Annotated in this window: 24 protein-coding genes; 15 read left to right on the plus strand and 9 right to left on the minus strand. The window is 65.2% G+C overall.

Annotated features, from left to right (window positions below; genetic code table 11):
- The first annotated feature begins 3 nt into the window (after positions 1-3).
- The gene (locus LY622_RS00825) at positions 4-594 is read left to right on the plus strand and encodes a carboxymuconolactone decarboxylase family protein (RefSeq protein ID WP_234289154.1); all 591 of its coding nucleotides are present in this window, start codon (positions 4-6) and stop codon (positions 592-594) included.
- Positions 595-672: 78 nt separating this feature from the next.
- Here the strand turns inward: LY622_RS00825 and LY622_RS00830 are convergent, their stop codons facing one another.
- Positions 673-1503: an oxygen-binding di-iron domain-containing protein gene (locus tag LY622_RS00830; protein WP_234289155.1), complete on the minus strand. Its 831-nt coding sequence runs from the start codon at positions 1501-1503 to the stop codon at positions 673-675.
- 113 nt (positions 1504-1616) lie between these two features.
- On the opposite strand from LY622_RS00830, the gene LY622_RS00835 reads away from it, so the two are divergent.
- Entirely contained in the window at positions 1617-2204 is a 588-nt protein-coding gene (locus tag LY622_RS00835; protein ID WP_234289156.1) for a TetR/AcrR family transcriptional regulator, read from the plus strand.
- Positions 2205-2318: 114 nt separating this feature from the next.
- Here LY622_RS00835 and LY622_RS00840 read toward each other — a convergent pair whose 3' ends face one another.
- The gene (locus LY622_RS00840; RefSeq protein ID WP_234289157.1) at positions 2319-2723 is read right to left on the minus strand and encodes a VOC family protein; all 405 of its coding nucleotides are present in this window, start codon (positions 2721-2723) and stop codon (positions 2319-2321) included.
- A 239-nt stretch (positions 2724-2962) separates the two neighbouring features.
- Here LY622_RS00840 and corA point away from each other — a divergent pair, with 239 nt between their 5' ends.
- The 3 genes from corA to yddG all read left to right on the plus strand — a co-directional run bounded on the left by corA (position 2963) and on the right by yddG (position 5847).
- The gene (corA, locus tag LY622_RS00845; protein ID WP_234289158.1) at positions 2963-4048 is read left to right on the plus strand and encodes a magnesium/cobalt transporter CorA; all 1086 of its coding nucleotides are present in this window, start codon (positions 2963-2965) and stop codon (positions 4046-4048) included.
- A gap of 72 nt (positions 4049-4120) precedes the next feature.
- A complete protein-coding gene (locus LY622_RS00850) occupies positions 4121-4900 on the plus strand; it encodes an AraC family transcriptional regulator (protein ID WP_234289159.1) in 780 nt (259 codons plus the stop codon).
- A gap of 41 nt (positions 4901-4941) precedes the next feature.
- A complete protein-coding gene (gene yddG / locus LY622_RS00855) occupies positions 4942-5847 on the plus strand; it encodes an aromatic amino acid exporter YddG (protein WP_234289160.1) in 906 nt (301 codons plus the stop codon).
- Between the two features lie 90 nt (positions 5848-5937).
- Here yddG and LY622_RS00860 read toward each other — a convergent pair whose 3' ends face one another.
- Entirely contained in the window at positions 5938-7383 is a 1446-nt protein-coding gene (locus tag LY622_RS00860; protein ID WP_234289161.1) for a GntP family permease, read from the minus strand.
- 309 nt (positions 7384-7692) lie between these two features.
- Here LY622_RS00860 and LY622_RS00865 point away from each other — a divergent pair, with 309 nt between their 5' ends.
- The gene (locus LY622_RS00865) at positions 7693-7896 is read left to right on the plus strand and encodes a hypothetical protein (protein WP_234289162.1); all 204 of its coding nucleotides are present in this window, start codon (positions 7693-7695) and stop codon (positions 7894-7896) included.
- A 297-nt stretch (positions 7897-8193) separates the two neighbouring features.
- Here LY622_RS00865 and LY622_RS22435 read toward each other — a convergent pair whose 3' ends face one another.
- Positions 8194-8319 carry a hypothetical protein gene (locus tag LY622_RS22435; RefSeq protein ID WP_255761696.1) on the minus strand — a complete coding sequence of 42 codons (126 nt, stop codon included), beginning with the start codon at positions 8317-8319 and terminating at the stop codon, positions 8194-8196.
- Entirely contained in the window at positions 8316-9524 is a 1209-nt protein-coding gene (locus LY622_RS00870; RefSeq protein ID WP_234289163.1) for an MFS transporter, read from the minus strand. The genes LY622_RS22435 and LY622_RS00870 overlap by 4 nt, the downstream gene beginning before the upstream one ends.
- Before the next feature lie 166 nt (positions 9525-9690).
- On the opposite strand from LY622_RS00870, the gene LY622_RS00875 reads away from it, so the two are divergent.
- From LY622_RS00875 to LY622_RS00910, 8 genes are all read left to right on the plus strand, one after another.
- Entirely contained in the window at positions 9691-9873 is a 183-nt protein-coding gene (locus tag LY622_RS00875; RefSeq protein ID WP_234279594.1) for a hypothetical protein, read from the plus strand.
- Between the two features lie 106 nt (positions 9874-9979).
- Positions 9980-10780: an AraC family transcriptional regulator gene (locus LY622_RS00880; RefSeq protein WP_234289164.1), complete on the plus strand. Its 801-nt coding sequence runs from the start codon at positions 9980-9982 to the stop codon at positions 10778-10780.
- Between the two features lie 166 nt (positions 10781-10946).
- Entirely contained in the window at positions 10947-11981 is a 1035-nt protein-coding gene (locus LY622_RS00885; protein WP_234289165.1) for a histone deacetylase family protein, read from the plus strand.
- Between the two features lie 112 nt (positions 11982-12093).
- Positions 12094-12450 (plus strand): RidA family protein, encoded by a 357-nt coding sequence (locus LY622_RS00890; RefSeq protein WP_234279591.1) that lies wholly within the window; start codon positions 12094-12096, stop codon positions 12448-12450.
- A 1-nt stretch (position 12451) separates the two neighbouring features.
- On the plus strand, positions 12452-13393 hold the full coding sequence (lhpI, locus tag LY622_RS00895; protein WP_234289166.1) for a bifunctional Delta(1)-pyrroline-2-carboxylate/Delta(1)-piperideine-2-carboxylate reductase: 942 nt from the start codon (positions 12452-12454) through the stop codon (positions 13391-13393).
- Positions 13390-14520 carry a class II histone deacetylase gene (locus LY622_RS00900; RefSeq protein WP_234289167.1) on the plus strand — a complete coding sequence of 377 codons (1131 nt, stop codon included), beginning with the start codon at positions 13390-13392 and terminating at the stop codon, positions 14518-14520. Before lhpI ends, LY622_RS00900 begins: the two co-directional genes overlap by 4 nt.
- Positions 14517-15485, plus strand: coding sequence for a branched-chain amino acid transaminase (locus LY622_RS00905; protein WP_234289168.1), 969 nt, complete (start codon positions 14517-14519; stop codon positions 15483-15485). The genes LY622_RS00900 and LY622_RS00905 overlap by 4 nt, the downstream gene beginning before the upstream one ends.
- A 91-nt stretch (positions 15486-15576) precedes the next feature.
- Entirely contained in the window at positions 15577-16593 is a 1017-nt protein-coding gene (locus tag LY622_RS00910) for an Lnb N-terminal periplasmic domain-containing protein (protein WP_234289169.1), read from the plus strand.
- Positions 16594-16942: 349 nt separating this feature from the next.
- Here the strand turns inward: LY622_RS00910 and LY622_RS00915 are convergent, their stop codons facing one another.
- Positions 16943-17695, minus strand: coding sequence for an RNA methyltransferase (locus LY622_RS00915; protein ID WP_234289170.1), 753 nt, complete (start codon positions 17693-17695; stop codon positions 16943-16945).
- Between the two features lie 140 nt (positions 17696-17835).
- Here LY622_RS00915 and LY622_RS00920 point away from each other — a divergent pair, with 140 nt between their 5' ends.
- Entirely contained in the window at positions 17836-20022 is a 2187-nt protein-coding gene (locus LY622_RS00920) for an NAD(P)-binding domain-containing protein (protein WP_234289171.1), read from the plus strand.
- A gap of 74 nt (positions 20023-20096) precedes the next feature.
- Here the strand turns inward: LY622_RS00920 and groL are convergent, their stop codons facing one another.
- From groL to LY622_RS00935, 3 genes are all read right to left on the minus strand, one after another.
- Positions 20097-21731 (minus strand): chaperonin GroEL, encoded by a 1635-nt coding sequence (groL, locus tag LY622_RS00925; RefSeq protein WP_234289172.1) that lies wholly within the window; start codon positions 21729-21731, stop codon positions 20097-20099.
- A gap of 65 nt (positions 21732-21796) precedes the next feature.
- Positions 21797-22090 (minus strand): co-chaperone GroES, encoded by a 294-nt coding sequence (locus LY622_RS00930; RefSeq protein WP_114478983.1) that lies wholly within the window; start codon positions 22088-22090, stop codon positions 21797-21799.
- Positions 22091-22319: 229 nt separating this feature from the next.
- Entirely contained in the window at positions 22320-22841 is a 522-nt protein-coding gene (locus tag LY622_RS00935; protein WP_234289173.1) for an FxsA family protein, read from the minus strand.
- Positions 22842-22968: the final 127 nt, after the last annotated feature.

Raw genomic sequence — 22968 nt, forward strand, 5'->3', positions numbered from 1 at the left:
CCCATGAGCTATATCGAAACGATCCCCCCGGAGCTGGCCGAGGACGAGGTCAAGGCGATGTACCAGCGCCAGGAGGCCCACTTCGGGTTCTTGCCCAACTATGCCCGCGTGTTCTGCCATCGCCCCGAGGTCATGAAGTGCTGGGCGGCGCTGATCGCGACCATCCGTCGGCCCATGGAGCCGCGCCGGTATGAGCTGGTGACGCTCGCCGCCGCCCGTGCCCTGGGCAACAGCTACTGCTCGCTGGCGCACGCCAAGGTCCTGTCGGGGCTACTGGGCATGGAAGCGACCCAGGCGATGGTGGCGGGCGAGGCGGGGCCGCTCAGCGAGGCGGAACGTGGGATGATGGCCTTCGCCGCCAAGGTGGCTTGCCGCGCCCAGGAGGTCAGCGCCGAGGATATCGAAGCGCTGCGGGCTCACGGCTTCGCCGACGACGAGATCTTCGACATCGTTGCCGTGGTGGCGGGGCGCGCCTTCTTCACCCGTATCCTCGATGGGCTGGGTGCCGAGCCCGATGCCGCCTTCCGCGAGCTGCCGCCCGATCTGATAGGACCACTCAGCGTGGGCAGGCCAATAGCACTTGACGAAGCGTAGGCTTGAGCCCGGCGCCTTATGGCGCCGGGCCTGTTTCGTCGTGGGAAATGCCATGAAGGCACTCGTACCTGCGCCGCATCATGCCTGCAGCCGCGTAGCCAGGCTGTCATCCAATGCCTCTGCCACGGCCTCGAGCATCTGAGGGTCGGCCTCGGTGGCAGGGGCCAGGCACCAAGCCTCGTGTACCAGCGCCGTGAGCATCGAGAGGTTTCCTTCGGCGACCGGCAGGTGGCCGGAGAGCACCGTGGTCGGCGCCAGGCGCTCCAGGGCATGCAGCGATCGGCCCAGGGCGTCGCGATCGGCCATGGCCAGCCAGGGTGCGTCGATCGATGACCAGGTCACCAGTCCGTCACGCAGGGTCTGCGCCTCGATTTCCGCTACGTTTTCCGCCGGTTCGGGAAGCAGGGCACCGAAGCTGTCGGCGGCGAACAGGGTGCGCGAGCGGGTATCGAGGAAGCCGAGTGTTTCCGGCGCGTCGTAATACGGGGGGCGCAGCGGCACCAGCTCGCGGTCGCCCAGAGATAGCCGTGCACCGGGTTCCAGCAAGTGCACACGACTGGTGTCGAGGCCTAGCAGGCCCATCTTGCCCATGCCCAGGAAGTTGGTGACGACCCTGGCTTGCGGGGCTCGTTGCAGTATCCGGACAAGGTTGCCGATGTGGTCGGCATCGGTATGGCTCAGCCAGATCCAACGCAGGTCGCGAAGGTCGATCTCCGCCTCGAGAGCGTCGAGGAAGGCATCGCCGAGCGCGGCAAGCCCTGTGTCTACCAGTAGCGGTTCCCGGCCTTTATGCAGGAAGGCGTTTATCGTTAGGCCGCCCATGCCGGGCAACGGCAGGAAGGCGGGTAGCACACGCCAGTCGTTTCCGGTCTCCCGGGTGGTCAGCATCATGGGATTATTGTCGGTCATCGTCGGGCTCCGAGGTCTTGGTCATTTTCCAGTGAACACGGCTGTTCACTCGACAAGTGAAAACCCGACCCGTAGCGCTTGTCAAGAGTTAAGTGAACATGTATGTTCACTGAATGGCCAAGACACGTCGTTATACCCAACGCAAACGCGCCGCCGACCGCGAAGAGACTCGCCTGCGCATCGTCGAAGCGACGATGGCGCTGCATGAGGAGGTCGGTCCGAGTGCCACCACTATCAGCGCCATCGCCCAACGGGCCGGTGTGCAGCGCCTGACCGTCTATCGTCACTTTCCGGACGAGACTGCGGTCTTCGAGGCCTGCACCAGACACTGGCTCGAGCTGAACCCGCCACCGGATCCTGCCGCCTGGGCCTCCCACGAGGCGGGGCAGAGCCAAGCCCGCGCCGCGCTGCTGGCCTTCTATCGCTACTATCGCGAGACCCAGCGCATGTGGCGGGCCGCCGTTCGCGACGAGCCCAAGGTGCCGGCGCTACAGGAGCCTATGAAGAGTTTTCGCAGCCAGTTGAATGCGCTGGGCGAGACGATCGGCAAGGGTTTCGGGGGGGCGGAGGATTCGCTACCGACCACCACGCTGCGTCATGCCCTGGCGTTTACCACCTGGGCATCGCTGGAGGCGCAGGGGCTTGACGACGAGGCCATGGCGGACCTCGTGATGGCGTGGCTGCAGGGGGTAAGGAACTGACGTGCTGTTCGTTCAAACTTGATAACGCCGGTAGTGCGGCGCTCTACAGTTTCTTGTGCGCTCTGATGTTTTCTGTACATCAGAACGACGGCGCGACAAGGGCGATGCTGACGCTCAGGTGGGTGGCCCCTTGAGTTCGATGGTATTGCCTTCGGGGTCTTCGAGATAGATCGAGGGGCCCGGGCCTTCGGCGCCGTAGCGTTGCTTGAGTTCACCGGCCTCGATGCCATGAGTGGCAAGGTATCGGCGAATCGCCCCTTCGTCAAAGGGCTCCAGGCGCAGGCAGAAGTGATCGAGATTGCGCCCCTCGCTTCCGGGGGCTGCGCCGCCACGTTGCCCCAGCGGGCCTTCCACGGGTACCAGGTCGATCAGGCTGTGTCCGGCACGCAGTTGGATCAGGCCAATCGCTACCTGATGCTTTTCCAGGGTGCAGCCCAGCACCCCGCAGTAGAAGGCGAGCATGGCGTCGGTGTCGCGGATGCGCAGTACCAGATGATCGATCCCTTGGATGGGCAGCATGGCGTTCCGAGTTCGTTCTGGGGACTAACCGACACTATGGCTCAAGCGGCTGACAGGCACCAGATCACTTGCCGTCACCACCTGCCACGTCCTTGCTCCGACACCATGCGGCCGAAATAGAGTAGCCCGAAGATCAGCCAGGACGCAGCTGCCAGATGGGCACGCTGGTTCGCCAATTGGCCAGATAAATTGGTCAGCTCATGCCACTATTGGCTTGCCGAATTGCCAGGATGTCTACCATGACCCGACTGTTCAGGAAGCACTATCACCCGGCCGGGACCGCCCCGGGTACCCTGCGCGAGCTATCGATGGAGCAGGCGGCCCTGCACGGGCCGGCCAGGTTCTCCCTGGCGCGCCGCGATGCCGGCCGCTGGGGCCAGATGCAGGAAGTCCTCTCCGAGGCGATTCCCGAGGCGTCGGGCGAGGCGGCGCTCTACTGGCTGCACGTGCAGGGCATGCCCACCGCCGAGGAGCTGGAACGGCTCGGCGATCGGGTGGGTCTGCATCCGCTGGCCCAGGAGGACATACTCAATGGCGGCCAGCGCCCCAAGGTCGAACGCTTCGATGAGTCGCTGGTGGTCATTCTCGGCATACCCGAGGTGGATGACGAGGGCAGGCTGCACCTCTACCAGCTGACCCTGTTCATGGGCGGCAATATGGTCGCCAGCGTCATGACGGAGAGCCTGGATCCTTTCGCCGAGGTGCGTCGCCGGCTCAAGGAGCGCGGCGGACGCGCCCTGGGGGAGCCGGACGACCTGCTCTATGGCCTGCTCGATGCCGCCGTGGACCATGCATTTCCGGTGCTGGACGGGATCGGCGAGCGCATCGAGGAACTGGAAATGGAGATCCTCAACCGCCCCGACAGCTCGACGCTGGAGCTGCTGCATGGCCTGAAGCGCGAACTGATCATGCTGCGCCGCTACCTATGGCCCACCCGCGAGGTCATCAACCAGCTGCTGCGCGACCACGACGACCTGTTCACGGCGGATACGCGCATGTGGATGCGCGATGTCTACGACCATACCGTGCAGGTGATGGATCTGGTGGAGAGCTATCGCGACATGACGGCGAGCCTGCTCGACGTCTATCTCTCCAGCATGAGTCACCGGCTCAACGAGAGCATGCGTACCCTGACCATCATCGCCACCGTCTTCATGCCGTTGACCTTTATTGCCGGCGTCTATGGCATGAATTTCGAGCACCCGACCAGCCCCTTTGCCATGCCTGAGCTGGGCTGGTATTGGGGCTATCCTGTTGTGTGGGGTGTGATGCTCGCCGCTGCCATCGGCATGGTCATCTGGTTCAAGCGCAGACGGTGGTTCTAGGCATTGTCCGAAAACTGGCTGCGCTCGCCGACTTTTCAGACAATGCCTAGCCCGAGAGTGGATACTGCCATCGTGGAAAGTCCCGTCATCGAAATGCGAACCTATCCCGATCGCGTCTTGACCGACCGACACGGTTTTCACCAGCTGTTGCTGGGGCTCGATGGTGCCCTGGAGCTGGAGTCGGCAGGGCGCTTGACGCACCTCACCCGCGGTGTGCTGACCCCGGTGGCGAGCGGCGACGTGCACCACTACCTGGCGCCGGGCGACAACCGTGTGCTGGTCCTCGACCTGTCTGAAGCCTGGTGCGAGGCGCTGGGCCTGGAGCGGCTCTTCGACACGCAGGCGAGGCGCTTGCCCGAGCCGCTGGCGGCCCAGGGAGAGACGCTGGTGGCCCATGGAGAAGAGCTTGGCACGGCCGGACCGGCGCTGCTCCACTGGCTTGAGTTGGCACTGGCGGCCGGTGGCCGGTGCGCTATACCGCCGCGGCTGAAACTGCTCGAGTTGCTGCCCGCCGTGCGTGCCGACCTGGCGCATCCATGGCGCGTTGCCGAAATGGCAGGGCGCTGCCATCTGGCCGAGGCTGTCTTTGCCCGGCAGTTTCGCGCCCTGACCGGCCTGTCGCCCCATGAGTGGCTGGTACGGCAGCGCCTGGCGCGAGCCCGCGAGCTGCTTCAGGTCGGCGGCGTCTCGCTCACCGAGGTGGCCCTGGCCTGCGGCTTTGCCGACAGTGCCCACTTCTCGCGCAGCTTTCGCAAGCAGCATGACGTCTCGCCGAGCGAATGGCGGCGGCTGGTGACCTCGGGCGGTACCTCGGAAAGAGGTCAGGATTCGACAAGCCGCGCCGCAACCTGAAGCAGATGCTGTGGCCTCGATAACGCTGACGAGGTCTCATCATGTCCATCCTGACCCGACGACAGGCCACGGCCATCGGGGCCACCACCGTTCTCAACTGGGCGCTGCTCGCCACCCTGACCCAGCTTTCGGGGCCGGTGCCGCCGTTCCTGCTCACCGGCCTGGCATTCGGCATCGCCTTCCTCTGCTTTCTGGCTTGGAGCCTTGGGCGAGGCGAGTCCTTCATCGCGCCGCTGCGCCAGGCCCCTTCGGTCTGGGCGCTGGGCGTCGGCGGGCTGTTCGGCTATCACGCGCTCTATTTCGTCGCCCAGCAGAATGCGCCGCCGGCCAACGCGGGGTTGATCAGCTATCTGTGGCCGCTGCTCATCGTGCTGTTCGTCGGCCTGCTGCCGGGGGAGCGCCTGCTGGCCAGGCATGTGGTCGGCGGGCTGCTGGGCTTCGCCGGGGCAGCGCTGCTGATTGGCGCCGACCTGGGTGGCGGGGGCAGCGCGCTGGGCTACGGCGCTGCCTTCGCCTGTGCCCTGGTCTGGAGCGGCTACTCCGTGCTGTCACGGGCCAAGAAGGCGGTGCCCACGGCGGCGGTGGGTGGCTTCTGCCTGGCCACTGCGCTGCTGGCCTTCGTCTGCCATGGCTTGTTCGAAGCGATGCGCTGGCCCCAGGGCATCGAATGGGTGGGCGTGATCGGGCTCGGACTTGGGCCGGTGGGCAGTGCCTTCTTCACCTGGGACATCGGCGTCAAGCACGGCGACCTGCACCTGCTGGGGCTTTTGGCCTACGCCACGCCGCTGCTCTCCACTGGGGTATTGATCCTTGCCGGCTATGCGGAGGCCACGCCGCTGCTGGCCCTGGCGGCCGGCGTGATCACGTTGGGCATGCTGATCGGCAGTGGTGTGCTGGCCCTACGCAAGGACAAGCCGAGGAACCCCGCGCGCCCCGATCCTACCTGAGTCACAGGGCGCATCGCTCGTTCGCTGCCGCCCAGCGCGCCCAGGCTGGCAAGCGGAAGCCAGCCAGGAAATGAATGACCGCCGCGCCGCCTAGAACGACCCGACCAGCGAGCCGACGATGATCAGCAGGATCAGGGAGATGATCGGTCCGACAACGGCCACCGCGGCGATGTCCAGGTATGCCTTGCGATGCGTCAGCCCACAGATCGAAAGCAGCGTGATCACCGCGCCGTTGTGGGGCAGGGCATCCAGCCCGCCGGTGGCCACCGCCGTGACCCGGTGCAGCAGGTCGGGTGAGATGCCGGCCGCCTGGCCCATGGCCAGGTAGGTGTCGCCAAGGGTGGACAGGGCGATACTCATGCCGCCCGAGGCGGAGCCGGTCATGCCGGCCAGCAGGTTCACCGCGAGGGCCAGCGAGATCAGCGGGTTGTCGCCGCCGGCGGTGGTCACCCAGGCACTGATGGCCTCGAAGGCCGCCAGCGAGGCGATCACCGAGCCGAACCCGACCAGGCTGGCCGTGTTGAAGATCGGCAGCAGCGAGGCGTTGGCGCCACTGTCCAGCGACGCGGTCAGGTTCTGCAATCGCTGCCAGTTCAGCGCAATCAACAGCAGGATCGAGAGCACCAGGGCGGCGATGACCGACCAGACGCCGCGCACCGACTCGATGCTGGTGGCACCATAGGCCGGATCGGAGAGGTAGCCGGTGTCCATGGCCGGGATGATCACCGCGGTGAACAGCAGGTTCAGCGCGATCACCATCACGATCGGCAGCAGCGCCAATGGCAGGGGAGGCAGCCCGCTGCGCGGCTGAGGCTCGACCTCGGCCAGGTCGAAGCCTTCGCCGGCGGCTCGCTCACGCAAGTGATCGTGCAGGCTGGGCGCGGTTTCCTGCTCGCCGTAGCCTTCGCCGGCCGTGCGGGCCTGCCTGGCGCGGTAGGTCAGCCAGGCCTGGCCCAGGCCCAGCATCACCAGCCCGGTCATGATGCCAAGCCCCGGTGCGGCGAAGGGCGAGGTACCGAAGAAGGGCATCGGTATGGCGTTCTGGATCGCCGGCGTGCCGGGCAGGGCGGTCATGGTGAAGGTGAAGGCGCCCAGGGCGATGGTGCCGGGGATCAGCCGCTTGGGCAGGTCGGCCTTGCGAAACAGTGCTGCGGCGATGGGGAACACGGCGAAGGCCACCACGAACAGCGACACGCCGCCGTAGGTCATCACCGCGCAGGAGAGCACCACGGCCAGGATGGCCCGGCTGTCTCCAAGGCGTTCGACGATGGCGCTGGCCAGTACCTCGGCGCTGCCGGAATCCTCCATCAGCTTGCCGAAGATCGCCCCCAGCAGGAACAGCGGGAAGTAGCTGACGATGAATCCCCCCGCCGAGCCCATGAATACCTGGGTGTAGCTCGCCAGCAGCGGGGTATCCACCGATACCAGCGCCACCAGGGCGGCGAGTGCCGGGGCCAGGATCAGCAGGCTAAGGCCGCGGTAGGCCAGGTACATGAGCAGGGTCAATGCGACCACGATGGCCAGAATGCCGGTCATGCCATGTCCTCCCCGCCCGGCAGCCCGTCGGGCTTCCTCTCTGCGCCGTGGGAGCCGCCGTCTTTCCGGACCGGCTCGCTGTGCGCGCGTTCTTCCTTGTGCATGCCACCTCCTTTGTCTTTCTGGCGCCGCCATTTATGCATTGTCGTGCATGCTGCATCGCAGTATATGCGGTGCAGCGCAATTTTCCTATCGGGCAGCCAGGCCCGAAAGAGAGGAATGTTGAACTAAAGTATAATAAGGTGGATAATATGAAAAATTATTCCACAAATTTACTGGAGGCGGTTCACCAAGGACCGCAACGACACCATGACGACATTGCGTTTCAACACCATCTGGGACCTGCCCCTGGTCAGCCGTCGCGACACGAACGAAGCCAAAGGCGAAGCCGAAACCGACACGGCGTCCATCAGCGAGCGTTTCCTGACCATCTGGGACAGCCCACGCCCGCCTCGGGCCAAGGCGGCCGCGAGCAAGCGCGCCCGGCGCAGGTTGCCGAAGTTTTATACGTAAGCGTTAGGGAAACACTGAATAAATGCCTGCGCAGATCAATCGCTGCGTTGCGCGGTGCGCGGAATCCTCACATATACCCCATATGCTCCGGTTCCTGTGCTCCGTGCGCCTTGCGCTTGAACATGCTCGTCAATTTATTCAGCGCTTCCTTAGCTGTCAGGTCTTGCTGCAAGTCTAGAGAAGTCGCGGTAACGCGATCGTCACAAGGCGGCAGCGGGTACAAGGCGAAGCGCCCATGCCGTCCGGCATGGGCGCTTCGGCGTATGGCGAGCCTTCAAGCTGCGAGGCCAGAAAGGCTCAACACAGCCGCGTACCGAGCAGCAGCAGCGAGGCGTCGGCGGTCTGCCAGCCCCACCAGGCCAGGGCCAGGGCGCCCGTGATTGCTACCGTGGCCACCAGCTTGAACAAAAGCGTTTGGGTCATGCCTGGACCTCCGTGGGCTTGGGCCGATTGACCGGCGCCTCGCTGATGAACCAGTGCAGCAGGGCCGCGACGACCGAGAGCAGGATGGCGATCTTCCATACCACATCATAGTGGCCGGTGAGGTCGTAGAGGTAGCCTCCCATCCATACGCCCATGAACGAGCCTAGCTGGTGGAACAGGAAGACGATGCCGCCCAGCATGGAGAGGTGGCGCACGCCGAACACCGAGGCAACGATGCCGTTGGTCAGCGGTACGGTGGAAAGCCACAGTAGCCCCATGGCAATGCCGAACAGGTAGGCGCTGGCGGGGCTCAGGGGCAGGAACACGAAGGCGGTAATCACGGCGCCCCGGGTCAGGTAGAGCCAGCTCAGCAGCCGCGGCTTTGAGTAGATGCCCCCCAGCCAGCCGGCGGCATAGGTGCCGAAGATATTGAACAACCCCACCAGCGCCAGAACGGTACTGCCCACCTGTACGGCGAGGCCGTTGTCGAACAGGTAGCCCGGCAGGTGCACGCCGATGAATACCACCTGAAAGCCGCAGACGAAGAAGCCCAGGCAGAGCAGCCAGAACCCGCGCTGGCCGGCGGCCTCGTCCAGTGCGGCGCGCAGCGAGAGGTCGCTGCTCAGGCGGGCCGAGGGGCGATCGCGCAGCATGCCGCCCAGCGGCACCATCATTGCCGCCAGCGCGCCCATGGCCAGCAGTGCGGCGGACCAGCCGAGCCAGCCCAGCAGCCCCAGGGTGCCCGGCAGCATGGCGAATTGGCCGAACGAGCCGGCGGCGCTGACGATCCCCATGGCCATGCTGCGCTTCTCGGGCGCCACGGCTCGGCCCACGGCGCCGAGGATCACCGAGAAGGTGGTGCCGGAAAGCCCCAGGCCGATCAATAAGCCGGCGGAGAGCGACATGCCCAGCGCCGTCTCCGATAGCCCCATGAACGCCAGCCCCAGCGCATAGAGCGCACCGCCGGTCACCACCACCCGGGCGGCGCCGAAGCGGTCGGCCAGCGCCCCGGTGAAAGGCTGAGCCAGCCCCCAGATCAGGTTCTGCAGCGCCAGGGCGAAGGCGAATACCTCACGGCCCCAGCCCAGCTCGCTGCTCATCGGCTCCAGGAACAGCCCGAAACCATGACGCAGGCCCATGGCCAGGGAGATGACAAGGCTGCCCACGACAATGATCAGCAGTGAGTGACGACGAAGGGCGTCCATGGAAAGGGCCTGTTTGCAGACTAATGAAATGGCACTATGGCCGTTCTTACAGCACCTTTCCAGTCTCGATTTTGCGACAAGCCTGTTGCCAGCGTGCCACATCTATCGCGTAGAAAATGCTTCGCTAGAATACCGCCTTCGACTCACCCAAAATAAGGAGGCTCTCATGTCTCGTGCACTGCTGACGCTTTTCATCGTGCTGATAGCGGCCCTGATGGTGGCCGGGTGCAGCTACCAGCCGGCGCGCATCAAGTCACAGCCCCTGGTGGTCATCGACGACGGTCACGGTGGCTACTCCCACGGCTCACGCTTCTGTCCTCCCGGGCAGGCCAAGAAGGGCCGTTGCTGAAGTTGACTTCGGCGTGAGCGGGGAGTGAGGCAGGATGGTTTCGCATCGGTTTGCCGGGGAGTAAGGTAATAACGATTCCCGATGAAACGGACCGCAAGAAACCGTCATGGCTATTCTCGACCTGCGTGCTTGTACCCTAGGGCATGAACATGTTGCCCATGCCCATACGCATCACCAGCTGATCCTGGCAACCTGCGGCGTCACCGAGCTGGAAATCGAGGGAGCTGGGGACCGTGTGACCGGCGCCCGTGGCTGCCTGATTCCCTGCTCCTACCATCATGAGTACGAGGGCGATGGCCTGAACCGTACGCTGGTGCTGGACGTGGCCCTGGATGACCTGGAGCCGCTGCGCGATGCCGATGCCATGCAGCGGCTCTTCGAGCGCCCGCAGTTCTTTACCGTGCCGACCCGCCTCAATCAGCTGGCGGCAACACTGATGGCCCAGCTTGAACAGTTCCCGGCGCTGCACAGCGAGATCGCCGCGCTGCTGCTGAGGGCGCTCTATCTTCACCTGGATCTTCGCCTGGAGCAGGGCCCGGCTATCGCTGGTAACGGCCATCCGCCGCTACGCGTGACCAGCGAGCGGATCGACCTGGGCCGCTTGAATACCTGGATCGATCGCCATCTTGCCGACGATATCCGAGTCGAGGAACTGGCGGGGCTCTGTGCTCTCAGCCCCGGCCACTTCCATGCCCGTTTTCGCGAGACCTTTGGCACCACGCCGCTGGCCTATGTGCAGCGGCGCCGGCTCGAGCATGCCCGCACGCTGGTCCGGCACAGCAATCTGAGCCTGGGGCATATCGCCTCCCTGGTGGGTTTTCGCGACCAGGGCAGCTTTTCCCGCGCCTATCGGCGCCATTTCGACGTCACCCCTTCCGCCGTACGCCGTACCCGAACGGCCATCTGACAAGGGCAGGCAGTCGCGTAACTGAACAGCCTGGGGCAAATCTTCGGCAGTCTCGGGCAAGCAGTGGCCACCGACACGTTCTAATCTTATAGAGAAAGCATCATTCTCCCCGGCCTGGTCCAGGGGGGATATCCGTGCCCAGTACCGCTTCGCCAAGGATCCAACGATGAAGTTCTTCTATCATCCTGACCAGGAGCGGCATGCTCCGACGACCTTTCTGGTGCGTGGCCAGCCGACCCCGTCGCCGGAGGGGCCGGTACGTGCGGAACTGCTGGCCGGCGGACTGGCGACGGTCGGGCTTTCACTGACCCCGCCCGCCGAGACCGATAGCCCGACGCTGCGCAGCCGCCTGGCAAGGATCCATACGCCGCGCTACCTGACGTTCCTCGAAACCATTCATGGGCGCTGGCGCGAGTTGCCCGGTGCGTCTGAGCTGGTGTCGCCCAACGTGCACCCCTGCGGCGGCGGGCATCACTACCCGCGTCATCCGGTGGGGCAGGCCGGCTGGCACCTGCATGACATGGCCTGTCCGGTGGGTGCCGACAGCTTTGCCGGTATCCTGGCCAGCGCCGCCACGGCCCAGGCCGCAGCCGAAGCGCTACTGAGCGGTCACGGTACCACCTACGCGCTTTGTCGCCCTCCTGGCCACCATGCCGGACCGGACCGGGCCGGCGGTTTCTGCTTCCTGAACAACGCGGCACTCGCCGCCACCGTGCTGCGCGAGCACTTTTCCCGGGTGGCCATCCTGGATGTGGACCTCCATCACGGCAACGGTACCCAGGACATCTTCTACTACCGCGGGGATGTCTGGACCGGATCGCTTCATGTCGATCCCGCCGATTTCTACCCGTTCTTCTGGGGCGGCGCCAACGAGGAGGGCATGGGGGAGGGATTGGGTGCCAACGTCAACCTGCCGCTACCGCTGGGCAGCGATGGCCAGGTCTTTCTCGACACCCTGGATGAACTCATCGGGCGGATGCACGAATTTCGGCCCGAGGCGCTGGTGGTGGCGTTGGGCCTCGACGCCCATCGCGGCGACCCCCTGGCCGGTATGGCCCTGGAAACCGAGGATTTCCACGCCATGGGACGGTGCCTGGCGGCACTCGCCTTGCCCACCGTGCTGGTGCAGGAGGGGGGCTATCCCACCGAGTACCTGGGCGCCAATCTGGCCGCCTTCATGACCGGCTTTACCGGCGGCTGAGCTGCCGGGCCACCATGAACGAGAATTCCATCTATCCGACCGAAAAGCGCCGGCGATACGACCGAAAAACCGACGACGATACGAACACGACACGACACGAGAGAGAGATGACATGAGCATCAGCTATCACGACAGCAACACTCGCATGAGCCAGGCCACCATTCACAACGGTACCGTCTACCTGGCTGGCCAGGTGCCACAGGACGCCAGTGCCGACATGCGCGGCCAGACGGAGCAGGTGCTGGCGCGCATCGACGAACTGCTGGGCCAGGCCGGCACCTCCAAGGAGAACCTGCTGTCGGCCCAGATCTGGGTGACCAGCATGGCGGAGTTCGACCAGATGAATGCCGCCTGGGACGCCTGGGTGGTGCCCGGTCGGCCACCGGTTCGTGCCGCCCTGGAGGCCAAGCTGGCCAAGCCCGAGTGGAAGGTCGAGATCATGGTCGTGGCGGCGCTACCGGAGGCCTGAGATGCGCATCGTATCCGCTGAGGAAGTCGCGGCGTCGCTGCCCTGGCCGGCACTGGTGGAGCGCCTGGCGACGACCTTTCGTGCCGGCGTGGAATCGCCGCCGCGCCACCATCACACCATGCACCGGCCCGATGGTGAAGCCACCATGCTGCTGATGCCGGCCTGGGAGCGTGCCGGCTATATCGGGGTGAAGATGGTCAATGTCTTCCCCCAGAACGCCGACCATGGCCTGCCGGCCATCTCCGGGGTCTATTTCCTCAGTGAAGGCACCCACGGGCGTCCGCTGGCCTGTCTGGACGGCAGTGAGTTGACGCGTCGTCGCACCGCCGCCGCCTCGGCCCTTGCCGCACGGGAACTGGCCCGGCAGGATGCCTCGACCCTGTTGGTGGTGGGAACCGGAAAGCTGGCACCCATGGTGATCGAGGCCCATGCCGCGGTACGCCCCATCACGCGGGTACGCATCTGGGGGCGCAACCCCGGGAAGGCACAGAAGCTGGCAGCGGAGTATGCCGACCGGTTCGAGACCGAGGCGGTGACGGACCTGGAGTCGGCGGCCCGCGAAGCGGACCTGATCAGCTGCGTGACGCTCTCCACGGAGCCGCTGATTCGCGGCGAGTGGCTCGCTGCCGGCACCCATCTGGACCTGATCGGCGCCTTCCGCCCCAACATGCGGGAAACCGATGGCGAGTGCCTGCGCCGCGGCGAGGTGTTCGTCGACACCTTCGCCGGCGCCAGGGGCGAGGCTGGCGATATCCTCCAGGCCATCGACGAGGGGGCCTTCGACTTCGACGAGATTCGGGCCGACCTGGCCGAGCTGCTGCTGGCCAGGCAGCCGGGACGCTCCTCCGACCAGGCCATCACGGTGTTCAAGTCGGTGGGGGCTTCGCTCGAGGACCTGGCCGCTGCCATCGAGGTCTGGGAGCAGTTGGAGGCGCAGGCATGAATGCAGGCAGTAGTGCAGGAAAAGGGACGGGGTTTTTCTGGCATGAGCGCTGCTTCTGGCACGACCCGGGGCCCATCGGCGTCTTTTCGTCCCGGGGGGAGTATCTTCAACCTCAGCCGGCCTCGGAGAGCCCCGAGAGCAAGCGCCGGCTGAAGAACCTGCTCGAGGTGTCGGGCCTGATCGATGAGCTCGAGGTGCGCAAGCCGCCGGCGGCTTCCCGGGAGGATCTGTTGCGCTTTCATACCGCACGCTACCTCGACGAGCTGGAGGGCGGCGACCAGGCCCGGGGCGGCGATGCCGGCGAAGCCGCCCCCTACATGCCGGGCAGCCTGGCGGCGGCGCAGCACTCGGCCGGCCTGGCCATTGCCGCGGTGGAGGCGGTGGCGACCGGTGAGCTGAAGAATGCCTATGCGCTGTGTCGCCCTCCGGGGCATCACGCCGAGGCGGACCGCGGGCGCGGCTTCTGTCTGCTGGGTAATATTCCGGTGGCGGTCATGCGGGCCCGCGCCCTGGGGCAGGTGCAGCGCGTGGCGATACTCGACTGGGACGTGCACCACGGCAACGGGCAGCAGGCAGCCTTCTACGACGATCCGGACGTTCTCACGATATCGATCCATCAGGCTGGCAACTATCCGCTCGACACCGGCTTCTTCGAGGAGCTGGGGGAGGGGGCAGGGCACGGCGCCAACCTCAACCTGCCGATGCCGCCGGGTTCCGGTATCGGCGCCTACCGCTATGCCATGCAGGAGCTGGTGCTGCCCGCCATCGGCGGTTTCGCCCCGGACCTGATCGTGGTGGCCTGTGGCTTTGACGCCTGCGGCAAGGACCCGCTGGGCAAGATGCTGCTCAACAGCTCGGCGTTCGCGGCCATGACGCAGCAGGTCTGTGCCCTTGCCACCCGCATCAGCGAGAACCGGCTGGTGATGATCCACGAAGGGGGCTATTCGGAAGGCTACGCGCCGCTATGCGGCCATGCCGTGATCCAGGCACTCGCGGGAAGCCGGATCTCCGTCTCCGACCCGCAGAACGACGAGATCGCTGCCTGGGGCTACCAGTCCCTGCAGCCACATCAGCGAGCGCTGATCGACAGCTGGAGGGAAGGCTGGATGAAGGCGGCACCACTATGACCCCCCTATACGACCGTGACGGCTGGATCTGGCACGACGGCGAGTGGCTGCCCTGGCGCGATGCCCGCACCCATATGCTGACCCATACCCTGCACTACGGCATGGGCTGCTTCGAAGGCGTGCGTGCCTACCAGGGCCCTGGCGGCACGCATCTGTTCCGCGTCGCCGAGCACACCCGGCGTCTGCTGGACAGCGCCCATGCCCTGGACATGGCGATGCCCTTCACCGACGACGACCTGATCGAGGCGCAGCGACAGTGCCTGACCCGCAACGGCCTGAGCAACGCCTACCTCAAGCCGACGGTCTACTTCGGCGCCGAGGGGCTGGGGTTGCGGGCCAAGGGGCTGACGGTTCATGTCATGGTGGCGGCCTGGGACCTGGGCGACTACATCTCGGCGGAAGCCGCCGCCATCGGCCTGCGCGCGCTGACCTCCTCCTGGGCCCGGCATCATGTCAACATCAGCCTCTGCCGCGCCAAGACCAACGGCCACTACGTCAATTCGATGCTGGCGCTCAATACGGCGGTGAAGGCGGGGTTCGACGAAGCGATCATGCTCGACCCGGAGGGCTATGTCGCCGAGGCCTCGGCGGCCAACGTCTTCCTGCTGCGCGACGGCGTGCTGCATACGCCCGAGATCACCTCCTGCCTGCAGGGCATCACCCGGGACAGCGTGATCCGGCTGGCCCGTGAGGTGCTGGGCATCGAGGTGCGCGAGCGTCGCATCACTCGTGACGAACTCTATACCGCCGATGAAGCCTTCGTCACCGGTACCGCCGCCGAGATTCTGCCCCTGCGTGAGCTCGATGGGCGTCATATCGGCGGCAGGGTCGGCGCGCCGAAGCCGGGCTTGCCGATCGCCAATGACTCCGTGACCGCCCGGCTGCAACGGCTGTACCGGCGTGTCACCCGCGGTGACCTGGGCGATGACCTGCCGGCCTTTCGCGACTGGCTGACCCAGCCCTGAGCGGGGCGTCAGGGTTCGCCTGACGCCCCGGGGCGATTCCATTCAGTGTGTAACGTGCTACCTTGCGACTACCTGAACAAGATGGACCGAAATGGCACAGGCAATCGTATGGATCGCGCTTTTCACGCTGCTGACGCTGGGCATGCTGTGGGGGCTGGCAGCCCTCTGGTTTCGGCTCGAGCTGCCCTCGCCGTGGCGCCAGGTCACCCTGGTGCTATGGGGCCTGCTGACCCTTGGCCTGGTCGTGCTGGGGGTGGAGGAGTCCGTCACGGTTCGCCGCGACTGGTCGGCGCCGGTTGGACAGCTGCTGCTGCTGGCGGTACTCATGACCTGGTGGTTCCGGCTGCGGCCTTCCCATGACCGCTCCTGGGCCGACGATGTGGTGCACCTGGCGACCGGTGAGGTCGAGGGCAACCGCCTGACCCTGCATCATGTCCGTAACTTCGACTGGCGTACCCGCGACGACGCAACGGTTTGCTGGGAGCGTCGTCACTATGACCTCGAGCAGCTGGACTCCGTCGACATGATCGTGTCCAGCTGGGGGCGTCCCGGGATCGCCCACGTGATGGTCTCCTTCGGCTTCGGAGGCGACGCCTTCGTGGTCTTCTCGGTGGAGGTGCGGCGCCAGCGAGGCGAACGCTTCTCCGAGCTCGGCGGTTTCTTCCGCCAGTATGAGTTGGCGATCGTGGCCAGCGACGAACGCGATGCCGTGCGCCTGCGCAGCAATGTGCGTGGCGAACAGGTGCGGCTGTTTCGTATCGCCATGCCGCGGCACACCATGCGCTCGCTGCTGCTCGCCTATGTGGATGAGGCAAATCATCTTCACGAGCATCCTCGTTTCTACAATACGATCACCGCCAACTGCAGCACCCTGGTATTTGCCATGGCACGCCGTATCGGTGCCGGGCTGCCGCTGGACTACCGGATACTGGTCACCGACAGGCTGCCCGATTACGCCTTCGCGATGGGCGGTCTATGGCAAGGCTACTCGCTGACCGAGCTGCAGGATCAGGGGAATATCGTCGAACGGGCGCGTCAGGCCCACGACGACCCGGCCTTTTCACGCCGGATTCGCCGCGGTGTGCCGGGTTGGGAAACGCTGCCGTAACGTCTGAGGGCGGGCCTGAGATGGCGCTGACACGGCAATTTCTGACAATATGCCTTGCGCACAATAAATCGGCCAGCCAGATGATGGTGTGCCAATATCCAATATAAAGAACGCCACGGGAAAGCCCGTGGCGCATGTCCTCCCTGGGCATCCTCGGGATGCCGAACCACTCCCTGGCAGGCTTCCTGCCCGCTCGCATCCGTGTCGCATCACTCAGCAGTATCCATTGCCCGTCCCCGTCGGGGGACACAGCCTTTATCACTCACCTGGATGACAACGTAGCAACAAGGAGATGAAAGGTGTGTGATGCCAGCCCTAGGAGTTTAGGTGGCGATCGCCGTTGGCGCTACTATGATCGGCCTGTGTCGGAGGGCTCCGGCGCATCGGGTTCCAGCGACCTGAGCAGGCCGCGCAGCAGCGAGAGCTCCTTGCGGCTGGGCTGGGCGCGTGCGAAGAGCGCCTGAAGCTGGGTTTCGGTACGGGCGTGAGGCTGCGTCAAGAAACCGCTCTGCCGCATGACACGACCCAGGTGCTCATGGAAGTGCTCCAGCTGCTCCCGGGTGGGCTGGCGTTCCTCGGCGGGACGCGGCTGGCGATACTGGCTCTCGGGTCGCTGGCGCCACGCCTTGAGCGTCTCGTAGGCCAGCACCTGTACCGCCTGGGCGAGATTGAGGATGCCATAGTCGGGATTGGCGGGAATGCTGACCTGATGGCTGCAGCAGCGGATCTCGTCGTTGGTCAAGCCGAAGCGCTCCCGGCCGAATACCAATGCCACCGGGTCGCTGGCGGCGTGGCTGACCAGCTCGCGTGCCATCGCCTCGGGCTCGTCGAAGTGGGGCAGCGGCAGGCTGCGCAGGCGTGCGCTGGCGCCCACGACCTGCACGCAGTCGGAAACCGCTTCTTTCAGCGAGGTGACCACTCGGGCGCTGTCGATCACATCCTCGGCTCCCGCCGCGAGCCGCGAGGCTTCGGTATCAGGAAAGCAGCGGGGATTGACCAGCACCAGGTCGGTCAGGCCCATGGTCTTCATGGCCCGCGCCGAGGCGCCGATATTGCCGGGGTGGTAGGTCTGGACGAGAACGACACGAATATTGGCAAGCATAGGGGCACGGGGAAAAAGGCAAGTTGAAAGATCGGCGTATGACGCCTGGAAGGGAACATTCTACGCTATTCGGCGTGCTTGCCTCGCCCGTTGCGACGGAGCAAGATGCTAGACACCCCTCCGCCAGCCACTCTGCCCGGATGAACGACTTCATTTCGATCCTTCCCCTGTTGGCGCCGCTCGATCGTGACGGTCTGCGGCGGCTGGCGATCCATGCCTGTCTGACACTCCACCGGGTACGCTGGCGGCGGTGTTACCTGGCGGACGACGGCACGCGCATGCTCTGCTGGTACCAGGCCGCGGACGCGGAGTCCGTACGCCTGGTGCTGCGCCAGCAGGGTGCGGCCGGAACCCCGGTCTGGCCGGCGGAGGCGACGGGCGCAGCGGTCACGGAGTCGCCCACCGTTGCTAGCGACCGTGTCCTGGTGGAGCTGTCTCTCGAAGGACTCACTCTCGATGGGCTCGACCCGAGCGACATCGCGCCGACGACGAGTGCGCTCCTTGACGCCCTGGCAACGGCCGGTGCGGTGGTCATCCGAACTTTCCTGTCCCGACATCATGGCCGGCTGATCTGCCTGGTGGAGGGCGGTGACACCCATGGCGTTACCCAATGCCTGGGAACCGCCGGCATCGTTCCGACAAGCGTCTGGCGGTGCACCGAACTCGATCCCGAACCGCCCGGGCTCTTCGCCTCACAGTCCGCGTCGCGGCCACCCCAATCCGCGCCGCGCCAGGGGGCCGCGGCCCTGGATGCCGTCATCATCGGGGCCGGCCTGTCGGGCATCTGTGCGTTGGAACGACTCAACCGGATGGGGCTGCGCGCGCGGGTGTATGAGGGCGGCAGCGAGGTGGGGGGCGTCTGGCATTGGAATCGCTATCCCGGCGCGCGGGTCGATTCGGAGATCCATACCTACGGTTTCTCGTTCTCCGATGCCTTGCTCCGGGATTGGGAGTGGCAGGAACTCTTCCCGACCCAGCCCGATATTGCCCGCTACCTTCGCCACGTGGTCGACCGCTTCGGCCTGCGCCGGCACCTACGGCTCGGCACGCCTGTGCTTGCCGCAACGTTTGACGAGGCTGAGGCGCTCTGGCGGATCGAAACCGGCACTGGCGAGCGCGTGACCGCGCGCTACCTGATCGCTGCGACAGGGACCTTGTCGGTGCCACAGCTGCCTGACTACCCGGGGATGAGCGACTTTTCGGGCGAGAGCTTTCATACCGCGAGATGGCCGGCCGGCGTGGAACTGGGCGGCAAGCGCGTCGGGGTCATCGGCACCGGCGCCTCGGGGGTGCAGGTGATCCAGACCATCGCGCCTGACGTCGCACACCTGACGGTATTTCAGCGCACCCCCACCTACTGTATTCCCCAGCGCAACCGGCCGCTGACGGATGCCGACCGCCGCGAGATCCGTCGGGACTGGACACGGATCCTGGCCACCTGCCGCGAGTCCTACGGCGGGTTCATTCACACCTTCGATCCCCGCTCCGGGCTGGCGGTTTCCGCTGCCGAACGGGAAGCCAAGTTCGAGGAGCTCTGGCAGAAGGCCGGCTTCGCCTTCTGGTTCGGCAATTTTGCCGACCTGATGATGAGCTTCGAAGTGAATGAGCACGCCTGCGATTTCCTGCGCCGCAAGATCCAGGCGCGTATCCACGACCCCGAGACCGCCCGACGGCTGCTACCCCGCCATCCTTTCGGCACGAAGCGCGTGCCGTTGGAGAACGGCTATTACGAAACCTACAACCGCGGCAACGTCGCCCTGGTGGATCTGCGGGAGACGCCCATCGAGAGGATTACGCCGGGAGGCATTCGTACCTCGCGGGATGAGCATCCGCTCGACGTGATCGTCTACGCCACCGGCTTCGATGCCGGTACCGGTTCGTTGAGCCGGATCGATATCCGCGGAGCCGGCGGCCTGTCGCTGGCCGAGAAGTGGCAGGCGGGGCCGAAGACGTTCCTCGGTCTGCTCGTCAGCGGCTTTCCCAACCTGTTCATCGTCAACGGCCCGCATAATGCCGCGGCACTCTGTAACGCGGGACGCTGCATCGAGCAGAACGTCGATTGGATCGTGCGTTGCATCGAGCAGATGCGATACCAGGGGGCCACGCGCGTCGTGCCGACCCCTGCCGCCGAGGAGGAGTGGACCCAGCATGTCCTTGATGTGGCCGACGCGTCCGTGCTGGCGGCGATGAGGGATTCCTGGTTCTTCGGCGCCAACACCCCGGGCAAACCGCGCGTTGCCACCATCTACGCGGCCGGTGCGCGCGAGTACCGACAACACTGCGAGGCGGTGGCCAACGCCGGTTTCGCGGGCCTGGAGCTGTCCTGATGGCGCAATAAAAAACCCCCGCCGGTATCCCAGCGGGGGTCGATCAGGCAGGTGCCTGGTAGGTCAGGGGGTGATTACATCATGCCGCCCATGCCACCCATGCCGCCCATGTCCGGAGCGGAGTCCTTCTCTTCCGGGTCGTCGGCGATCATGCACTCGGTGGTGATCATCAGACCTGCCACGGAGCCGGCGGACTGCAGGGCAGAGCGGGTCACCTTGGCCGGGTCGAGGACACCCATCTCGAACAGGTCGCCGTACTCGCCGGTCTGGGCGTTGTAGCCGAAGTTGCCTTCGCCAGCCTTCACCTCGTTGAGGATCACGGAGGCTTCCTGGCCGGCGTTGGTCACGATCTGACGCAGCGGCGACTCCATGGCGCGCAGGGCGATGGCGATACCGTGGGTCTGGTCGACGTTGTCGCCCTGGAGGTCCTTGATCTTGGTCAGCACGCGGACCAGAGCGGTACCACCGCCAGGTACGACGCCTTCCTCGACGGCGGCGCGAGTGGAGTGCAGGGCGTCTTCGACGCGGGCCTTCTTCTCCTTCATTTCCACTTCGGTGGCGGCACCGACGCGGATGACGGCAACGCCGCCGGCCAGCTTGGCGACACGCTCCTGAAGCTTCTCGCGATCGTAGTCGGAGGAGGTATCTTCGATCTGGGCGCGGATCTGGTTGACGCGGGCTTCGATATCACCCTCGCCACCGGCACCATCGATGATAGTGGTGTTTTCCTTGGACATGGTGATGCGCTTGGCGCTGCCCAGGTGATCCAGCGTGGCCTGCTCGAGGGTCAGACCCACTTCCTCGGAGATCACGGTGCCGTTGGTCAGGATGGCGATATCCTGCAGCATGGCCTTGCGACGATCGCCGAAGCCGGGTGCCTTGGCGGCGGCGACCTTGACGATGCCGCGCATGGTGTTGACCACTAGGGTGGCCAGCGCTTCGCCTTCGATGTCTTCGGCGATGATGGCCAGCGGCTTGCCGGCCTTGGCGACGGATTCCAGCACCGGCAGCAGTTCGCGGATGTTGGAGATCTTCTTGTCGACCAGCAGCAGGTAGGGGTCTTCCAGCTCGACCGCCATGGTGTCCTGGTTGGTCACGAAGTAGGGCGAGAGGTAGCCGCGGTCGAACTGCATGCCTTCGACCACTTCCAGCTCGTCTTCCAGGCCACGGCCTTCGTCGACGGTGATGACGCCTTCCTTGCCGACCTTCTCCATCGCTTCGGCAATGATCTCACCGATACGGGCGTCGCCGTTGGCGGAGATGGTGCCGACCTGGGCAATGGACTTGCGCTCGGTGCAGGGCACTGCCAGGTTCTTGATTTCCTTGACCGCAGCGATGACCGCCTGGTCGATGCCGCGCTTCAGGTCCATCGGGTTCATGCCCGCTGTCACGCCCTTCATGCCCTCGGTCACGATGGACTGGGCCAGCACGGTAGCGGTGGTGGTGCCGTCACCGGCGACGTCGGAGGTCTTGGAAGCGACTTCCTTGACCATCTGGGCGCCCATGTTCTCGAAGCGGTCCTTGAGTTCGATTTCCTTGGCGACGGAGACGCCGTCCTTGGTCACGGTCGGTGCGCCGAAGGACTTCTCGAGAACCACGTTGCGACCCTTCGGGCCCAGGGTGGCTTTTACGGCGTTGGCCAGGATGTCAACGCCACGGGCCATGCGCTTGCGGGCGTCATCGGAGAACTTGACTTGTTTCGCTGTCATTTTTTGCTACTTCCTGTGAGTTCGTGAACGTCGTATGGAATAAGGAGGGTAAGAGCAGGAGCGGCTCAGCCTACGACAACGGCGAGGATATCGGACTCGCTCATGATCAGGACTTCCTCACCATCGATCTTCTGCTTCTCTACGCCGAAGCCTTCTTTGAAGATCACGGTATCGCCGACCTTGACGTCCAGCGGGCGGACATCGCCGCTGTCGAGAATCCGGCCGTTACCGACGGCGAGCACTTCGCCACGAGTCGGCTTTTCCTGGGCATTGCCCGGAAGCACGATGCCGCCAGCGGTTTTTTGCTCTTCTTCAACGCGACGGACGACGACGCGATCGTGCAAGGGACGGATGTTCATTGCTCACGTTCTCCTGATGGTTTGCAGTGCCATGATTCAACACATGGCGGTTCATCTTCACCCTTCCAGTCACCTGGAAGGTGGAGGCGAGGGACGCCTTCCTTGTCGAAGGTGCCAAGCTCTGCTCGGCACCGAAGCCTGGTGCTGACCGTGAAATGGGGTCGGGCAATTCCCTTTCAAGGGCCAGTACGAAATTTTTTTACCCGATGAAGCTCATCGGCATAGCCGCTCAACGACTCGTCTCGTCACGGCTGATGAAATCCCCCTCCAGCGGCCGGTCGCCGCCGTCGCCCTGGCCGGGGCGACCCGAGTCATCCTTTCCGGCCTGTTCCCCGCTTGCCTGCTGCCAGTCGTCGGCCTGCCCTTGTCGGCTGGCACCGCGGCGGGAGGCCAGGACCTGCAGGCGGAGATTGGCGATGGCCAGCAGCCTGGCAAGGACACGTCTCGCCCCGGGAATCACGCAGAGGAAGCCTAATGCGTCGGAGAGGAAGCCGGGTGCCATCAGCAGGGCGCCGCCGAAGATCAGGGCCGCGCCGGTGAGCAACTCGCTCGACGGCAGTTCACCCTGCTCCATGCGCTGCCGGGCACGGGCGAGGGCGGCGGTGCCTTCCCGGCGAATCAGGTAGAGCCCGACAAAGCCGGTACCGAGCACCAGCGCCAGGGTCGTCAACAGGCCGATGTTGCTGCCCACGGAAAACAGAATGACGAAATCGAGCAGGGCAAAGAGTGTGAAGATAAACAGAAAAGGCATGACGGCTCCGGGCGGGTCGGTTGCCGAAAGGATGGGGGCGAATACGAAAAAATCAACCATGACGGTCATTCGTGATGACAGGCGCTGGCGGCTTTTGATAGCGGGCTATTATTTGCTGCAATGCACA

Origin of the sequence: Halomonas alkalisoli (assembly GCF_021412585.1) — a bacterium.
Taxonomy (GTDB): domain Bacteria; phylum Pseudomonadota; class Gammaproteobacteria; order Pseudomonadales; family Halomonadaceae; genus Halomonas; species Halomonas alkalisoli.

Excerpts from the sequence above, each read along its gene's own strand:
- LY622_RS00885 (WP_234289165.1), top strand. The coding sequence starts at position 10,947 with ATGAAGTTCTTCTATCATCCTGACCAGGAGCGGCATGCTCCGACGACC.
- LY622_RS00830 (WP_234289155.1), bottom strand. The coding sequence starts at position 1,503 with ATGACCGACAATAATCCCATGATGCTGACCACCCGGGAGACCGGAAAC.
- LY622_RS00905 (WP_234289168.1), top strand. The coding sequence starts at position 14,517 with ATGACCCCCCTATACGACCGTGACGGCTGGATCTGGCACGACGGCGAG.
- LY622_RS00880 (WP_234289164.1), top strand. The coding sequence starts at position 9,980 with ATGGCTATTCTCGACCTGCGTGCTTGTACCCTAGGGCATGAACATGTT.
- LY622_RS00900 (WP_234289167.1), top strand. The coding sequence starts at position 13,390 with ATGAATGCAGGCAGTAGTGCAGGAAAAGGGACGGGGTTTTTCTGGCAT.
- LY622_RS00935 (WP_234289173.1), bottom strand. The coding sequence starts at position 22,841 with ATGCCTTTTCTGTTTATCTTCACACTCTTTGCCCTGCTCGATTTCGTC.
- yddG (WP_234289160.1), top strand. The coding sequence starts at position 4,942 with ATGTCCATCCTGACCCGACGACAGGCCACGGCCATCGGGGCCACCACC.
- LY622_RS00860 (WP_234289161.1), bottom strand. The coding sequence starts at position 7,383 with ATGACCGGCATTCTGGCCATCGTGGTCGCATTGACCCTGCTCATGTAC.
- LY622_RS00915 (WP_234289170.1), bottom strand. The coding sequence starts at position 17,695 with ATGCTTGCCAATATTCGTGTCGTTCTCGTCCAGACCTACCACCCCGGC.
- LY622_RS00825 (WP_234289154.1), top strand. The coding sequence starts at position 4 with ATGAGCTATATCGAAACGATCCCCCCGGAGCTGGCCGAGGACGAGGTC.
- LY622_RS00875 (WP_234279594.1), top strand. The coding sequence starts at position 9,691 with ATGTCTCGTGCACTGCTGACGCTTTTCATCGTGCTGATAGCGGCCCTG.
- LY622_RS00910 (WP_234289169.1), top strand. The coding sequence starts at position 15,577 with ATGGCACAGGCAATCGTATGGATCGCGCTTTTCACGCTGCTGACGCTG.
- groL (WP_234289172.1), bottom strand. The coding sequence starts at position 21,731 with ATGACAGCGAAACAAGTCAAGTTCTCCGATGACGCCCGCAAGCGCATG.
- LY622_RS00890 (WP_234279591.1), top strand. The coding sequence starts at position 12,094 with ATGAGCATCAGCTATCACGACAGCAACACTCGCATGAGCCAGGCCACC.
- LY622_RS00930 (WP_114478983.1), bottom strand. The coding sequence starts at position 22,090 with ATGAACATCCGTCCCTTGCACGATCGCGTCGTCGTCCGTCGCGTTGAA.
- LY622_RS00920 (WP_234289171.1), top strand. The coding sequence starts at position 17,836 with ATGAACGACTTCATTTCGATCCTTCCCCTGTTGGCGCCGCTCGATCGT.
- LY622_RS00870 (WP_234289163.1), bottom strand. The coding sequence starts at position 9,524 with ATGGACGCCCTTCGTCGTCACTCACTGCTGATCATTGTCGTGGGCAGC.
- LY622_RS22435 (WP_255761696.1), bottom strand. The coding sequence starts at position 8,319 with ATGACCCAAACGCTTTTGTTCAAGCTGGTGGCCACGGTAGCAATCACG.
- corA (WP_234289158.1), top strand. The coding sequence starts at position 2,963 with ATGACCCGACTGTTCAGGAAGCACTATCACCCGGCCGGGACCGCCCCG.
- LY622_RS00840 (WP_234289157.1), bottom strand. The coding sequence starts at position 2,723 with ATGCTGCCCATCCAAGGGATCGATCATCTGGTACTGCGCATCCGCGAC.
- lhpI (WP_234289166.1), top strand. The coding sequence starts at position 12,452 with ATGCGCATCGTATCCGCTGAGGAAGTCGCGGCGTCGCTGCCCTGGCCG.
- LY622_RS00835 (WP_234289156.1), top strand. The coding sequence starts at position 1,617 with ATGGCCAAGACACGTCGTTATACCCAACGCAAACGCGCCGCCGACCGC.
- LY622_RS00865 (WP_234289162.1), top strand. The coding sequence starts at position 7,693 with ATGACGACATTGCGTTTCAACACCATCTGGGACCTGCCCCTGGTCAGC.